This window comes from Tepidiphilus baoligensis (assembly GCF_012911495.1).
Classification (GTDB): Bacteria; Pseudomonadota; Gammaproteobacteria; order Burkholderiales; family Rhodocyclaceae; genus Tepidiphilus; species Tepidiphilus olei.
In genome coordinates this window covers 60,888-74,991 of record NZ_JAAAUB010000005.1, presented here as the reverse complement: position 1 = coordinate 74,991, position 14,104 = coordinate 60,888, and the positions used below count along the sequence as shown (strand labels likewise).

The following is a 14,104-nucleotide window of genomic DNA, read 5'->3' as shown; positions in this document are numbered from 1 at the left end:
TGGGCGATCCTGTCTCACTGCCGGGGCAGAAGATGTTGGCATTCTACGTGACGCATTGACGATTGGCAACGAGAGACGAGGAAATATGGCACTACTTCCCATCCTGCATTATCCCGACCCGCGGCTGAAGAAGCGCGCCGAGCCGGTGACGGAGGTCGACGAGTCGATCCGCCGGCTCGCCGCCGACATGGCCGAGACGATGTACGCCGCTCCAGGAATCGGACTCGCCGCCACGCAGGTCGACGTGCACAAACGCGTGATCGTCATCGACGTGACCGAGGACCGTTCCGGGCTGACGGTGCTCATCAACCCCGAGATCCTGGAAAAAGACGGTCAGTGCGTGAGCGAAGAAGGCTGCCTGTCGGTACCGGGCATCTACGACAAGGTCACGCGCGCCGAGCGCGTCAAGGTGCGGGCCTTGAACCTGCAAGGCGAGCAAATCGAATTCGAGGCCGAGGGCCTGCTCGCCGTGTGCATCCAGCACGAGATCGACCATCTCGACGGCAAGGTGTTCGTCGAGTATCTCTCACCGCTCAAGCAATCGCGCATCAAGGCGAAACTCGTCAAGCGCGCGCGGATGACGGCCTGATGGTCGCGGAGGAAGTGCGCCGGGTCGCCTTCGCCGGCACGCCCGAATTCGCGGCGATCGCGCTGCGCGCGCTGATCGCGGCGGGTTGGGAAATTCCTTTCGTGCTCACTCAGCCCGACCGACCGGCCGGGCGCGGCATGAAACTCAGCCCGAGCCCGGTGAAACGGGTGGCGCAGGCAGCCGGCATTGCGGTGCTGCAGCCGGCGCGGCTCAAGAGCGAAGAGGATCGCCGGGAACTGCTGACGCTGCCCGCACCCGATGTATTGGTGGTGGCGGCCTATGGCCTGATCCTGCCGCCCGAGGTGCTGCATTGGCCGCGCTGGGGCTGCCTCAACATCCACGCGTCGCTCCTGCCGCGCTGGCGGGGAGCCGCCCCCATCGTCCGGGCGATCGAGGCGGGCGATGCCGAGACGGGGGTCACCCTCATGCAGATGGACGAAGGGTTGGATACCGGTCCCATGGTGGCGAAGGCGGCAACGCCGATCGCCCCTGACGAGACGGCGGGTTCGCTGCACGACCGGCTCGCTGCGCTGGGTGCCGGGCTGCTGCTTCAGGTCTTGCCCGAGCTGCCGCGTCACCTCGCCCAGGCTCGAGCGCAACCGGCAGAAGGCGCCACCTACGCCGCCAAGATCACGCCGCAGGAGCGCTGGATCGACTGGTCGCAGCCGGCCGAAATGATCGAGCGGCGGCTGCGCGCCTTCGATCCCCATCCCGGGGCTCAGGCACTGTTGTGCGGCGTGCCGCTGAAACTCTGGCGAGCCCATAGGCTCGAAGGAAACGGCACCGAGCCGCCGGGAACGGTGACGGCCGTCGGCCCCGAAGGGATCACCGTGCAGGCCGGCCAGGGACGGCTGCTGCTCACCGAACTGCAGCGCCCCGGCGGCAAGCGCCTGCCCGCGGCGGAATTCCTGCGCGGTTTCCCGATCTCTATCGGCGAGCGATTCACTGTGGAAGGAGGTTGACGATGTACGGAAACTGGCTGAAGACGACGCTCTTGATGGCGGCGATCATGGCGCTCTTCGGCGCCGTGGGGATGGTGATCGGCGGTAGGACGGGGATGTTGGTGGCGCTGGGGTTCGGCGCGCTCACCAACTTCTGGGCGTATTGGTTCTCCGACAAGATGGTGCTGGCGATGTACCACGCGCAGGAGGTCGACGAGACCACCTCGCCCTACCTCTACGGCATCGTCCGGGACCTTGCCCGGCGCGCGGGGTTGCCCATGCCCAAAGTCTATATCATCCACGAGGCGCAGCCCAACGCCTTCGCCACCGGGCGCAGTCCCGAACACGCGGCCGTGGCGGCGACCACCGGGATCATCGAGCTGCTCAGCGAGCGCGAGTTGCGTGCGGTGATGGCCCACGAGCTCGCGCACGTGAAGCATCGCGACATCCTCATCTCGACCATGACGGCGACGGTGGCCGGTGCCATTTCCATGCTCGCCAATTTCGGTTTCTTCTTCGGCGGGCGCGACGCGGAGGGGCGGCCGGCCAACCCCGTACTCGCCATCCTGGTGATGATCCTCGCGCCGATCGCGGCGGTGATCATCCAGCTGGCGATCTCGCGTACGCGCGAATTCGGCGCCGACGCGGGCGGAGCCGAGATCTGCGGCGACCCGGAGGCGCTGGCTTCGGCCCTGGCCAAGATCGAAGCGTACGCCCAGCAGATTCCCATGCCAACGGCCGAGGCACACCCGGAGACGGCGCAGATGATGATCATGAACCCGCTCTCGGGCGGCTGGCTGCAAGGGCTTTTCTCGACGCACCCGCGCACCGAAGAGCGCATCGCCCGGCTGCGGGAGATGGCGGCGCAGATGCGTCGCCGCTAGGGGCGATCGGCTGGTGCCCAAGGCAGCAGCAGCGTCTCCCCCTCCACTTCTAGGCGCCGTGCCCGCAGGCCATAGACCGCGCGCAGCCGCGTCTCGTCGAGCACTTCCAAAGGGGCGCCCGCCGCGAGGCAGCGCCCTTCGTGCAGCAGCAGCACTTCGTCGCAAAAACGCGCCGCGAGGGTGAGTTCGTGCAGCGCCACCACCACCAGCCGTCCGGCCTCGTGCGCCTCGCGCCGCAGCAGCGCCAGCGTCTCCAGCGCGTGGCGCGGGTCGAGTGCGGCGAGCGGCTCGTCGGCAAGCAGCATCGTCGCCTCCTGAGCGAACGCCCGGGCAAGCGCCACACGCTGCTGCTGCCCGCCCGAGAGCTCGGTGACGGGGCGCTCGGCCAGATCGGCGGCATCGACTTTCTCGAGCGCCGCGAGGCAGCGTTCGCGCTCGCTCGCGGTGCGGATCCTGCCCGCCGGCAAGCCCAGGGCGACGCAATCGAGTGCCCGCAGGGGCAAATGCAGGGCAAAGCGCTGCGGGCAATAGGCGATCAGCGAGGGCCAGCGCGTGCGCGGTACGCGCGCGAGCGGCTCGCCCCACCAACGCACCTCCCCCTGCTGTGGTCTGAGCACACCGGCGGCTACCCGCAGCCACATCGATTTCCCCGCTCCGTTGGGCCCTACTAGACCGACGAGTCGGCCCGCCTCGCCCCGCCAGTCGATGCCGCGGAGTATGGCCCTTCCGCCCAGCCGCAGGCCAACGCTGGAGAATTCCAGAGCCAGGCTCATGGCGCGCGCACCGCGAGTACCCGCCACAGGAAGAAGGGCGCCCCGACGAGGGCCGTGAGCACGCCCAGCTTGAGCTCCGCGCCGTGGGGATTGAGCAGGCGCACTGCCAGATCGGCGGCGAGCAGCAACGCCGCTCCCGCCCCCATCGCCGCCCACAGCGTGCGCGCCGGATCGTGGCGTACGAGCGGACGCACGAGGTGCGGCGCCACCAGGCCGACGAAGCCGATGGAGCCGGCAATGGCCGTGGCGGCCCCCACCGCCAGCGCCGCCCCCACGAGCACGGCCAGCCGCAGCCGCGGCAGCGACACCCCGAGGCTCGCGGCGGCCTCCTCGTCGAGCACCAGGCGGCGCAGCGCCGTGCCTTGGCGCAGCAGCAGCGCCATCCCCAGCGCGATCGGCGGCAGCACCAGCGCGACGTCCTGCAGGCTGCGATCGGCTACCGAGCCCAGCAGCCAGTGCACGATCTCCATCGTCGCGTGCGGGTTGGGCGAAGCGTTGAGGATGAGCGAGACGAGCGCCGTGCTCAAGCTGGAGGCAGCCACGCCGGCGAGGATGAGGCCCACGGTGGAAGCGCCGCGCAGGGCGAGCAGAAGCACGAACGCGGTAACGAGCGCCGCCCCGGCGAATCCCGCCAGTGGCAGCGCCAGCGACCAGGCACCGGCCCACCCCCAGTAGAGCGCCATCACCGCCCCGAGCGAAGCCCCGCCGGTGGCGCCGACGAGCGCCGGCTCGGCGAGTGGGTTGCGCAGCAGGCTCTGCAGGGCCGCACCGGCCACGCCCAGCGCCGCCCCCACGGCGAGCGCGAGCAGGGTGCGCGGCAGCCGGATCTCCACCAAGACCAGGCGCAGGAGAGGGTCGCCCGCCCACACGCCCCGCCACCAGGCAAGCGGTGAGACCTCCAGATAGCCCAGCGTGAGCGAAGCGAGCGCGAGCAAACCCACCAGCAGGAGCAGCGCCGGCGCGAGTAGCACTTCCCTCACCGCAGAGCCTCCAGCGCCTCGAACGACCAAGGTCCCGCGCAAGTGATCGCCCAGCTCGGCAGCCAGCGCGGTTCGCCGGCCTGCCGTCGCAGCGCCGGATGCGCCAGCAAACGCTCGCCCAGGGTCGGGGTGTCGTCTTGATAGGCGGTGCGCCACCAGCGCGTCGGGCGGGCGGCCAGCGCCCGTTCGAGCGGCAGTGCACCATGGCCGGTAAGCCCTGCCTGTGCGGCCGCATTGATGCCGCCGCTGCGTTCGATGAGCTCGCCCACCCAGGTGCCGCGCCCGGCGCTGTAGCCGCCCTGGAGGTAATAGAGCACGGCCGGTTTCTCGGTCATCTCGCCAAAGTGGCGTGCGAGCGCATCGAGCCGTGTTTCCAGGGCCGCGGCGCGCTCCGGCTCGTGCACCAACCGACCGAGGGTACGAATCGCATCCCGCAGCGCATCCAGCGATTCGACGTACGGCAGCGTATGGACGGGAAGACCCAGCCGTTCGATGAGCGAGCGCGTGGCCGCGGCCGAGAACGGCCCGAAGACGACCAGATCCGGCTGCAGCGCGAGGATCTCTTCGGCCGAACCGCGGATCGCCGGCTTGTCGGCCCCCAGTGTCGGATCCGGGGCGAGATCGGCGCGGCGCGACAGCGCCGTGATGGCGATGACGCGCTCGGGAGCGAGTCGCAGCAGCAGCTGATCGGCGCACAGGTTCACCGAGACGATGCGCCGCGGCCCCTCCTGCGCCTGCACCACGCCGGCGAAGAGCAGGACGAGCACGAGCAGCCGGCGGCGAAACGTGTCCTGCGTCTTCATCCCTCCGCGCGGTCGGCCAGCACGCGGTGGCGCTGCCGCCCCAGGCCCGCCACTTCCAGCGTCACTTCGTCGCCGGGGCGCAGGAAGCGCGGCGGCTTCTGACCCAGGCCGACGCCGGCGGGGGTGCCGGTGGCGATGACGTCACCGGGCAATAGCGTCATGAATTCGGACAAGTGACTCACGAGGGTCGCCACGTCGAAGATCATCTCGGCGGTGTTGCCGTCCTGCATGCGTTCGCCGTTTACCTCGAGGCGAATGGCGAGTGCCTGGGGATCGGGCACTTCGTCGGGGGTGACGAGCCAGGGCCCCAGCGGACCGAAGGATTCGTAACTCTTGCCCTTGATCCACAGGCCGCCGCGGTTCATCTGAAAATCGCGCTCCGAGCCGTCGAGCACGGTGCAATAGCCGGCGATGCAGGCGCGCGCCTCGCCCGGAGAGACGCGCTTGGCTCGCCGGCCGATGACCACGCCCAGTTCCGCCTCCCAGTCGAGCTTCTGCGCCCCGGGCGGGCACAGGAACGGATCGTTCGGACCGCAGATGCAGCTCGTGGCTTTCATGAAGACGACCGGCTCGCTCGGGATGGGCAGATCGGCCTCTTGCGCGTGGTCGCGGAAATTGAGCCCGATGGCATAGAAATTGCCCACGCCGGCTACCGGCGGCCCGAGGCGAGCGTCGGGCGCCACCGCAGGCAGAGAGAAGGGGTCGAGCGCACGCAAGGCCGCGAGCGCCGCTTCGTCGGCAAGGAGCGCCCCGTCGATGTCGTTGACATGGAGTGAGAGGTCGCGCACAGTGCCATTGGGGTCGACCAGCCCCGGGCGCTCCTTGCCTGGTGCGCCGAAACGGATGAACTTCATCGGGTTTTCCTGAAAAATAGGGAGTGGTATCGCAGTGTTCAACGAATCGTATCATGTGCCCGCGGCGAGTGCAGCACGCGTACAATCGCAGTGCGATTTCCGACTCGTGTGCGACGGCTGACTCGCTCGACCCTGTTGATGGAGCCGACCCTGTTTTTTCGATTTTACGCTCGTTCCACGGCGTTGCTGACGCTCGTTCTGTGTGCCGCCTGTGCCGGCGTTACGCTGCCGCCGCAGGCACCGGTCCCGCCGCAGGCATTCCGGCAGGCCCCGGTCGGGGCGGACGCGGCCGAGCTCACGCAATGGTGGCGTCATTTCTCCGATCCGACGCTCGAAGAGATCGTCGCCAAAGTGCGCCGTGACAACCTCGACGTAGATGCCGCATTGGCTCGTCTGGCCGAAGCAAGGGCGTTGCGTCGGGCGGCGTCGGCCGACCTCGGGCCTACCGTGACCGGCGGCGGCAGCGCCGTGCGCAACCGCTCGAGTGCCGAGATCGGGGTGGGCAGGGTGAGCGAGCAATTTCATGTCGGATTCGACGCGCAATGGGAGCTGGACGTGTTCGGAGGCCGGCGAGCGGCGCTGCGGGCGGCCGAGGCACAGCAGGTAGCGGCCTCCTATGATCTGGCCGACGTTTTGGTGAGCGCCACGGCAGAGGCCGCGCAATCCTGGTTCGATGCGCGAACGGCCCAAGCCCGCGAGACGCTGCTCGAAGCGCAGCTCATGGTGCTCGAACGCAGCCTCGCCCTTGCCCAAGCCAGGTCTAGCGCGGGCCTAGTGAGTGAGCTCGACGTGTACCAGGCGCAGACCTTGCTCGCGCAGACTCGGGCCCAGCAGGCCGCGCTCGCCCAGGGTCGGGAGAATGCGCTGAATGCACTCGCGCTGCTCGCCGGGGAGTCCCCGGGGTATTGGCACGAGCGACTCTCGGAGCGTGCGCCTGCAGGGCCCGCCATCGCCGCCGAAGGAGCCGAACCGCCGGAACTCGTCTATCTCGGCCCTTGGGTGGCATCTCTGCCCTCGCTTCCCGCAGCCGGCATTCCTGCCGACGTCCTACGCCGCCGCCCCGACGTGCGCCGCAGCGAGGCGCAACTGGCAGCGGCAGCCGCGCAACGCGACGTCGCCGACGCGGCGCGCTACCCGAGCTTTCCCCTGAGCGGCAGCCTGGGGCTTACGGCCCTCTCGGCGGGTGATCTCTGGCAGGCCAGTGCCCGGGCATGGAGTCTCGCGTTCGCGCCCTTGGCCACGCTATTCGATGGGGGTCGCCTCTCGGCGCAGCTGGAGGCGAGCGAAGCGCGGCTCGTGCAGAGTTTTGCCGCCTACCGCAAGAGCGTGCTCGTGGCCCTGGGTGACGTGGAGAATGCACTGCTCACGGTACGCGAAAACGATCAGAGGTTGAATGATCTGCGTCAGGCGGCCGACAGTGCGCGCGCGAGCGTGGCGCTGGCGCTCGCCCAGTACCGCTCGGGGCTGGTCGATTACACGGTGCTCATCGATACGCAACGCAGCTGGCTCTCCGCCACCGACGCCTATGTCTTGCAGCAAGGCCAGAATGCCACCGACCGTGTGCGGCTCTACAAAGCGCTCGGTGGCGGCTGGCCGGCCGAAACGCCTCTGGAGGATGGCTCCCGATGACCGAATCTTCTGCAAATCCTCTGCTGGATACCTCACATCTGCGCGCCGAACTCACGCGACTGCGCCGACGCAGGAGGCGATTTCTCCTTGGCCTGGCGCTGGGACTCGCGATCGTGCTCACGGTTTTTTTCCTCTTTGGCCGGGGTGAGGGGAAATCTGCAGTGCGTTATCTCACCGATACGGCCCAACGCGGATCGCTGTCGATTACCGTTACCGCCACGGGTAACCTCAGCCCCACCAACGAGGTCGATGTCGGGGCCGAGATCTCCGGCACGATCCGTGAAGTCTATGTCGATTTCAACGATCCGGTGATGGTCGGCCATGTTCTGGCCCGACTCGACACGCGCAAGCTCGAAGCACAGCGCCTGCAGGCCGAAGCGAACCTCGCCATGGCGCACGCCAGGATCCCGCAACTCGAGGCTACGTTATCGGAGGCGCGCGCCAAGCGGCAACGCCTGGAGCAAGCCGACAAGCTCAGCCGGGGTCAGGCCGTGGCCCCGCAAGATCTCGACGCCGCCGCGGCTGCCGTCGCCCGTGCCGAGGCTGAGTTGCGCCAAGCGCAGGCACAGATCAAGGCCAACGAAGCGCAGCTCGCCTCGATTCGCACCGATCTCGACAAATCCGTGATTCGAAGCCCCATCGGCGGCGTGGTCTTGACCCGCAGCATCGACCCGGGGCAGACCATCGCTGCCTCGCTACAAACGCCCGTACTCTTCACGCTCGCGGAAGATCTGACCCAAATGGAATTGTTGGCCGACGTCGACGAGGCCGACGTCAGTAAGGTGGCCGAAGGGCAGAGCGTGACGTTTACCGTCGACTCCTACCCCGATCAGCCATTCAGCGGACGCGTGAAACGCGTGCGCTACGGCTCGGAACTCATCAACGGCGTGGTGACCTACAAGACGGAGATCACCGTGGCCAATCCCGATCTCAAACTGCGCCCCGGCATGACGGCCACGGCCGAAATCCTCAGCCAGCACCTCGAGAACGTCCTGACGATTGCCAATGCGGCCCTGCGCTATCGCCCACCGGAGCCGGACAAGGCCGCCGAAGCGCGAAGTCCCGGCATCGGCACATTTTTCCGGCCGCCGATGCGCGCTTCGGTGACGTCTCGCACCCCTCCTGCAGCCAGAAAGCGGGACGAAGCCACGATCTGGGTGCTGGATGAACGCGGCACGCCGATGCCGGTACAGGTGCGCCTGGGGCCCTCGGATGGCCGGCGTACCCAGGTACTGGAAGTGCTTTCGGGCCGGCTCGAACCAGGCACGCCGGTCATCACCGCCGTGGAGCGCCCCAAGTCATGACCGAACCAGGGCGACAGGGCACCCCACTCATCCAGCTGCGCGGCGTCGAGCGCGTCTATGGCCAGGGCGATGCGCGCGTCGTGGCGCTGGGCGGCATCGATCTCGACGTGTGGCCGGGCGAGTTCGTCGCCCTCATGGGACCCAGCGGCTCGGGCAAGTCGACCACGATGAACATCCTCGGTTGCCTCGACACGCCCACCCGCGGCAGCTACCGGCTCGGAGATCTCGAAGTCACCGAGCTCGATGGTGACGGCCGTGCCTTGCTGCGCCGCTACACCCTGGGTTTCGTCTTCCAGGGCTTTCACTTGTTGCCGCGCGTCACGGCTCAGGAAAACGTCGAACTGCCGCTCGTCTATCAAGGGGTGCCGACCCACGAACGGCGCCTGCGCGCGCGTGAGTCGCTCGCCCAGGTGGGCCTTTCCGGTCGGGAGCATCACGTGCCGAGCGAACTCTCCGGCGGGCAGCAGCAGCGGGTGGCCATCGCTCGTGCCATCGTCTCCCAGCCAAAGGTCCTGCTCGCCGACGAGCCCACTGGCAACCTCGATTCTGCCCGTAGCCACGAGATCATGGCGCTTCTCACCCGATTCAACCGCGAACGGCATCTCACCATCGTCATGGTGACGCACGAACCGGACATCGCCGCCTACGCCCAGCGCGTGGTGCACTTCCGCGACGGGCACATCGAGCGCATCGAGGAGTCCTCCTGATGTTGGGCACGCGCTGCGCGAAGCGATCCGGTCGTTGGGCAGGAACGCCCTGCGCTCCTTCCTCACCGTGCTCGGCATCGTCATCGGCGTGGGGGCGGTGATCGCCATGGTGACGCTCGGACGGGGCGCCACTCAGGCGGTCTCGGACCAGATCTCTTCGCTGGGCAGCAACATCGTCTTCCTGCGTCCCGCTCGAGGCTTCGGTCCCGGGCAGAGCATCATCCCTTTCAAGGTCGAGGATGCGCAGGCACTGGCGCGTGAGGTGCCGGGTGTCGTTTGGTCGACGCCCGTATCGCTGCGCACCCTCACCGTGGTGGCCGGCAACCAGAGCTGGAGCACCACCGTGGTCGGTGCGGGCGAGGGGTACCTCGAGGCCCGGCGCTGGGAAATCGTTCGCGGTCGAGGCTTTCTGCCGAGCGAGTTGCGCGCCGGCGTGGCGGTGTGCATCATCGGCCAGACGGTGGCGCGTGAGCTCTTCGGCGCGGACGATCCCATCGGCCAGCGCATGCGAGTGGACAAATTCTCCTGCGAGATCATCGGCCTGCTCGATGCCAAGGGACAGAGCGCCATGGGCAACGACCAGGACGACATCGCCCTCATCCCTCTGCGTACTTTCCAGCGCCGCATCTCCGGGACCACCGACGTCGACTCGATCCAGCTCTCGCTCGCCGACGGCGTCGACAACGAGCGCGTGCTTCAAGACATCCGGCTCGTGCTACGCGAACGCCGGCATCTGTCGGCCAACATGGAGGACAACTTCCGCCTGGTCGATTCCAAGGAGATCGAGCGCACGCTCACTAGCACCACGCGCATGCTCACCACCCTGCTGGGCGCGGTGGCCGGCATCAGCCTATTGGTGGGCGGCATCGGCATCATGAACATCATGCTGGTGTCGGTGACCGAGCGCACGCGCGAGATCGGCATTCGCCTGGCGATCGGCGCGCGCGCCGCCGACGTGATGCTGCAGTTCCTGGTGGAAGCGGTGGTGCTCTCCTTTTTGGGCGGCACCATCGGCATCATTCTGGCATTGACGTTTTCTTTCGTCGCCGCACAAAAGCTGGCCTTCCCCTTCTCACCCGATTACGGCATCGTGGTGATCGCGGCGCTCTTCTCGGGGGCGATCGGCATCGTCTTCGGTTTCTTTCCAGCGCGTCGCGCCGCACGGCTCGATCCGATCGAGGCGTTGCGGCACGAGTGAGCGCCTCGTGCGCGTGAACGATCGATTCAATACCACAGCCCACTACCGGGGCGGTAGCGGGGGGTGCGGCCGGAGGAGGATGAGGCAATGAAAGGCGGTGTGTCGTCGTGATCCTGCTCGGAGGGTGGCGCGCGTCGGGCGAGTTCGAGCAGCCGGCGCACGCGATCTTCCGTGGCCGGATGGGTGCGCAGCCACGAGGGTTCGGGCGAGCCCCATCCAGGGAAGAGCCAGGCGCGCCAGCCGCGCTGCACGCGCTCGATGGCCATGAGCGCCGAGGCAAGCCCTTCGGGGTCGTCGGTGAGGGCGACCGCCGCCAGATCGGCATCGAACTCGCGCACGCGCGACAGGCCCAGCTGCACGAGCATGGCGATGTGCGGCGCGAAGATGAGCAACCCCACCGCCAGCCAATTGACCACCGCCGCGCCGACGAGCAGTAGCGGCAGGTTGACCAGCAGCAGGAGCTGGCCGGTGAGCGAGAGCACGCTCGTCATACGCGTGAGGGAATCGGCCAGGCTCATGACCCGCACGTCGCCGTGGGCGATGTGCGCCACCTCGTGCGCGAGCACGCCGGTGATCTGGCGCAGATCGAGCCGGGCGAGCAGCCCCGAGGTGAGGGCGATGGCGGCATCATTGCGGCTGCCCACGCTGAAGGCATTGACGATGGGCGTGTCGACGAAGTAGAGCCGCGGCACGCACGGCAGGTTGGCACGCGCGGCGAGCCGTTCGACGACGGCATGGAGCTCCGGAGCTTCGCCCGGGGCGATGGGTTGGGCGCGGTAGAGGCGCAGCACCAGCTCGGGGCCGGCGAGCGGCTGCAGCACGAGCGACACGGCGCAGAAGACGAGCATGTAGAGGATGCCGTCATTGCCCCACAGCAGCCAGCCGACGGTGGCGAGCAGCGTGGCGAGCACGACCACCAGCACCGCCGTCTGCAGGCGGTTCATCCAGGCATGGCGTTGCCAGAGGTGAGGATCGATGCGTTGCGTCATGCGGCTCCCGGGTTCATTTGTTGCGCAGTGCCACCAAGGGCACGACTCCTTCCTTCTCGAACCGTTTTCGGTCGGGCTCGGCCTCGGGCAGCGGCGTGCACGGGCGCAGGGTGGCGCGGCTGCGGCGCGTGAGTTCCTGGTAAGTCTGCGTGCCGCTGATTTTCCAGTTTAGCACCTCTTCGCTCAGCTCGCGTACCACCTTGGCCGGAGCGCCCACGGCGAGGCTGCGCGGCGGGATCGTCATGCCGGCCTTGACGAAGGCGGCCGCGGCGACGATGGCCGACTCCCCCACCTCCGCCTCGTCCATGATCACCGCGTTCATGCCCACGAGCGCGTTGCGCCGGATACGGCAGCCGTGCAGGATCGCCCCGTGGCCGATGTGGCCGTCTTCCTCGACCACGGTGTCGGCGCCGGGAAAACCGTGCATGACGCAGCAGTCCTGGATGTTGGCACCGGCGTGGATGATGAGCCGACCGAAGTCGCCGCGCAGGCTCGCGAGCGGCGCCACATAGACGCCGGGGCCGATGTGCACGTCGCCGATCAGCACGGCGTCGGGGTGGACATAGGCGTCGGGATGGACGACGGGCTTGAGGCCGTCGATTTCATAGCAGGGCATGGCTTTTCTCCGTGCAGCGCCGGATATTCTTCGACCCGGCGCCGCGGCATGAAAAAATCAGGACACGTGCCAGCGACGCTGGATCACGCGGAAGCGGTTGGCGACGAAGGCGGAGTCGGCGTAGCTCGCATTGGCTGCCGGGTTCATGCCGGTGCCGTGGTAGTCGGAGAAGGCAGCCGACTGGTTGACGTAGACCCCGTCGGTGAGATTCAGCGACAGGGCCACGCCGGCGCGCCAGCTCACTTCGACCATCGTCTGTTGGTATTCGGGCTTGGTCGAATACACACCCAGGGTGAGGGCGCCGTGCTCCCGCACAATGCGTTCGGCGAGCGAGGCTGCCTGGGGTGCGTCGGGCACCGCCACCACGAAGGCGATGGGGCCGAAGCGCTCTTCCATGTAGGCGGTTTCGTCCTTGGCCTCACAGGCGACGAGCACCGGCGTGCGCACCTGCGCCCGCGGGAATTCCGGGTGCTCGATGCGCCGCGGGGTCAGCAGGACGCGGCCGAAGGCGCCGGAGGCGGCCTCTTCGATGCGCCGCAGCGTCTCTTCGGACTGGATGGCGCCGAGCACGGCCGTGGCCACCTTGACGTCGGCGAGCAGCGCCTCGATTGCCCGGGCGAGATCGCGGCCGACGTCCTCATAGGATTTGTGCCCTTCGTTGGTGTCGATGCCGCCTGCCGGCACCAGGATCGCCTGCGTCGTGGTGCACATCTGCCCCGAGTAGAGCGACAGGGTGAAGGCGAGGTTGCGCAGCATGCCTTGGTAGTCGTCGGTCGATTCGATCACCACCGTGTTGACGCCGGCCAGTTCCGCATACACCTGGGCCTGGCGGCAATGCTCGAGCAGCCAGTTGCCGAAGGCGCAGCCGCCGGTGAAATCGATGGATTTCACCTCCGGGTGGGTGACGAGCCGTTGCGTGTGCTCCCGCTGGGCGAAGACGGCCAGCTGCACCACGTTCGGGTCGAGTCCCTGTTCGGTGAGCAGCTCGCGCAGCACGCGTACGGTGAGCGCGGCGGGCAGAATCGCGTTGCTGTGCGGTTTGACGATGACGGGGTTGCCGGTGGCGAGCGCCGCGAACAGGCCCGGATAGGTGTTCCAGGTGGGGAAAGTGCCACAGCCTATCACCACCGCCGGGCCGCGTCCGACGATCTCATAGCGTTTTTCCATGCGGATCGGCGGGTTCTTGCCTTGGGGCTTTTCCCACAGGGCGGTTTCGGGGATACGGCGCATTTCGTCCCAAGCGTAAGTCACTGCTTCCAGCCCGCGATCCTGCGCATGCGGGCCGCCCGCCTGGAAAGCCATCATCCAGCCCTGGCCGGTGGTGTACATCACGGCGTGCGCCAGTTCGAAGCTGCGCCGGTTCAAACGCACGAGGGCTTCGAGCAGCAAGCCCACCCGTCCTTTGGGGCCAAGTTTTTGCCAGCCGTCCTGCGCCTTGCGTGCAGCGGCCACCAGCGACTCGGGCTCGCTCACCGGATAGGAGACGTTCAGCTCCACTCCATAAGGCGAGCGCTCCGGGGCGATCCACTCGCCGGTGCCCGGCTGACCTTCAAGGGAAAACCGCTGGCCGTGGAGGCCGAGCACGGCGGCTTTGCCCTCTTCGAGCGCCGTCTCCCCGTAAATTTTGGGGCTGGGCATTTCGGGGAAAGGGGTCCAGTAGCCACGGCGGGCGATCGCTTCGAGCGCCTGTTCGAGCAGAGCCTGGTGTTTTTCGAAGAGCGGATGGGTCATGGAGCGTCTCCTTCGGTGATTCGGGTTATGTTAAGGTAAAACGGTTCGCTATTTTTGAAAAACGTCTTGATCCCTTGACCTGGATCAAGTATATTATTGATCGAAC

Annotated in this window: 14 protein-coding genes; 7 read left to right on the top strand and 7 right to left on the bottom strand. The window is 67.7% G+C overall.

Features of this window, described 5'->3' with window-relative positions:
* The first annotated feature begins 85 nt into the window (after window positions 1-85).
* From def to htpX, 3 genes are read left to right on the top strand one after another with little or no spacing between them, the layout of a single operon-like run.
* Window positions 86-589, top strand: coding sequence for a peptide deformylase (def, locus tag GV368_RS05090; protein ID WP_169115735.1), 504 nt, complete (start codon window positions 86-88; stop codon window positions 587-589).
* On the top strand, window positions 589-1,551 hold the full coding sequence (gene fmt, locus GV368_RS05085) for a methionyl-tRNA formyltransferase (protein WP_169115734.1): 963 nt from the start codon (window positions 589-591) through the stop codon (window positions 1,549-1,551). The genes def and fmt overlap by 1 nt, the downstream gene beginning before the upstream one ends.
* 2 nt (window positions 1,552-1,553) lie before the next feature.
* The gene (gene htpX / locus GV368_RS05080) at window positions 1,554-2,414 is read left to right on the top strand and encodes a zinc metalloprotease HtpX (RefSeq protein ID WP_169115733.1); all 861 of its coding nucleotides are present in this window, start codon (window positions 1,554-1,556) and stop codon (window positions 2,412-2,414) included.
* Here htpX and GV368_RS05075 read toward each other — a convergent pair.
* From GV368_RS05075 to GV368_RS05060, 4 genes are read right to left on the bottom strand one after another with little or no spacing between them, the layout of a single operon-like run.
* The gene (locus tag GV368_RS05075) at window positions 2,411-3,187 is read right to left on the bottom strand and encodes an ABC transporter ATP-binding protein (protein ID WP_169115732.1); all 777 of its coding nucleotides are present in this window, start codon (window positions 3,185-3,187) and stop codon (window positions 2,411-2,413) included. The two genes, htpX and GV368_RS05075, sit on opposite strands and share 4 nt — an antisense overlap.
* Window positions 3,184-4,167 (bottom strand): FecCD family ABC transporter permease, encoded by a 984-nt coding sequence (locus tag GV368_RS05070; RefSeq protein ID WP_206673287.1) that lies wholly within the window; start codon window positions 4,165-4,167, stop codon window positions 3,184-3,186. Before GV368_RS05070 ends, GV368_RS05075 begins: the two co-directional genes overlap by 4 nt.
* Window positions 4,164-4,970, bottom strand: coding sequence for an ABC transporter substrate-binding protein (locus GV368_RS05065; protein WP_169115731.1), 807 nt, complete (start codon window positions 4,968-4,970; stop codon window positions 4,164-4,166). The genes GV368_RS05070 and GV368_RS05065 overlap by 4 nt, the downstream gene beginning before the upstream one ends.
* The gene (locus GV368_RS05060) at window positions 4,967-5,824 is read right to left on the bottom strand and encodes a fumarylacetoacetate hydrolase family protein (RefSeq protein ID WP_169115730.1); all 858 of its coding nucleotides are present in this window, start codon (window positions 5,822-5,824) and stop codon (window positions 4,967-4,969) included. The genes GV368_RS05065 and GV368_RS05060 overlap by 4 nt, the downstream gene beginning before the upstream one ends.
* Before the next feature lie 183 nt (window positions 5,825-6,007).
* Here GV368_RS05060 and GV368_RS05055 point away from each other — a divergent pair, with 183 nt between their 5' ends.
* From GV368_RS05055 to GV368_RS05040, 4 genes are read left to right on the top strand one after another with little or no spacing between them, the layout of a single operon-like run.
* Complete coding sequence (locus GV368_RS05055; protein WP_169115729.1) at window positions 6,008-7,453, top strand: TolC family protein; 1,446 nt, start codon at window positions 6,008-6,010, stop codon at window positions 7,451-7,453.
* Window positions 7,450-8,757 (top strand): efflux RND transporter periplasmic adaptor subunit, encoded by a 1,308-nt coding sequence (locus tag GV368_RS05050; RefSeq protein ID WP_169115728.1) that lies wholly within the window; start codon window positions 7,450-7,452, stop codon window positions 8,755-8,757. The genes GV368_RS05055 and GV368_RS05050 overlap by 4 nt, the downstream gene beginning before the upstream one ends.
* Window positions 8,754-9,464, top strand: a complete 711-nt coding sequence (locus GV368_RS05045; protein WP_169115727.1) for an ABC transporter ATP-binding protein — start codon at window positions 8,754-8,756, stop codon at window positions 9,462-9,464. Before GV368_RS05050 ends, GV368_RS05045 begins: the two co-directional genes overlap by 4 nt.
* 34 nt (window positions 9,465-9,498) lie before the next feature.
* Window positions 9,499-10,662 carry an ABC transporter permease gene (locus GV368_RS05040; protein WP_206673286.1) on the top strand — a complete coding sequence of 388 codons (1,164 nt, stop codon included), beginning with the start codon at window positions 9,499-9,501 and terminating at the stop codon, window positions 10,660-10,662.
* Window positions 10,663-10,688: 26 nt separating this feature from the next.
* On the opposite strand, the gene GV368_RS05035 is transcribed toward GV368_RS05040, so the two are convergent.
* The 3 genes from GV368_RS05035 to paaN are packed head-to-tail and all read right to left on the bottom strand — an operon-like array spanning window position 10,689 to window position 13,998.
* Entirely contained in the window at window positions 10,689-11,651 is a 963-nt protein-coding gene (locus tag GV368_RS05035; RefSeq protein ID WP_169115726.1) for a zinc metalloprotease HtpX, read from the bottom strand.
* Window positions 11,652-11,664: 13 nt separating this feature from the next.
* The gene (gene paaY, locus GV368_RS05030) at window positions 11,665-12,267 is read right to left on the bottom strand and encodes a phenylacetic acid degradation protein PaaY (RefSeq protein ID WP_169115725.1); all 603 of its coding nucleotides are present in this window, start codon (window positions 12,265-12,267) and stop codon (window positions 11,665-11,667) included.
* Window positions 12,268-12,324: 57 nt separating this feature from the next.
* Window positions 12,325-13,998 (bottom strand): phenylacetic acid degradation protein PaaN, encoded by a 1,674-nt coding sequence (gene paaN / locus GV368_RS05025; RefSeq protein WP_169115724.1) that lies wholly within the window; start codon window positions 13,996-13,998, stop codon window positions 12,325-12,327.
* Window positions 13,999-14,104 lie beyond the last annotated feature (106 nt).

Coding starts and splice junctions, on each gene's coding strand:
- GV368_RS05060 (WP_169115730.1), bottom strand. CDS start 5,824: ATGAAGTTCATCCGTTTCGGCGCACCAGGCAAGGAGCGCCCGGGGCTG.
- GV368_RS05075 (WP_169115732.1), bottom strand. CDS start 3,187: ATGAGCCTGGCTCTGGAATTCTCCAGCGTTGGCCTGCGGCTGGGCGGA.
- def (WP_169115735.1), top strand. CDS start 86: ATGGCACTACTTCCCATCCTGCATTATCCCGACCCGCGGCTGAAGAAG.
- GV368_RS05045 (WP_169115727.1), top strand. CDS start 8,754: ATGACCGAACCAGGGCGACAGGGCACCCCACTCATCCAGCTGCGCGGC.
- GV368_RS05035 (WP_169115726.1), bottom strand. CDS start 11,651: ATGACGCAACGCATCGATCCTCACCTCTGGCAACGCCATGCCTGGATG.
- paaY (WP_169115725.1), bottom strand. CDS start 12,267: ATGCCCTGCTATGAAATCGACGGCCTCAAGCCCGTCGTCCATCCCGAC.
- GV368_RS05050 (WP_169115728.1), top strand. CDS start 7,450: ATGACCGAATCTTCTGCAAATCCTCTGCTGGATACCTCACATCTGCGC.
- GV368_RS05065 (WP_169115731.1), bottom strand. CDS start 4,970: ATGAAGACGCAGGACACGTTTCGCCGCCGGCTGCTCGTGCTCGTCCTG.
- paaN (WP_169115724.1), bottom strand. CDS start 13,998: ATGACCCATCCGCTCTTCGAAAAACACCAGGCTCTGCTCGAACAGGCG.
- fmt (WP_169115734.1), top strand. CDS start 589: ATGGTCGCGGAGGAAGTGCGCCGGGTCGCCTTCGCCGGCACGCCCGAA.
- htpX (WP_169115733.1), top strand. CDS start 1,554: ATGTACGGAAACTGGCTGAAGACGACGCTCTTGATGGCGGCGATCATG.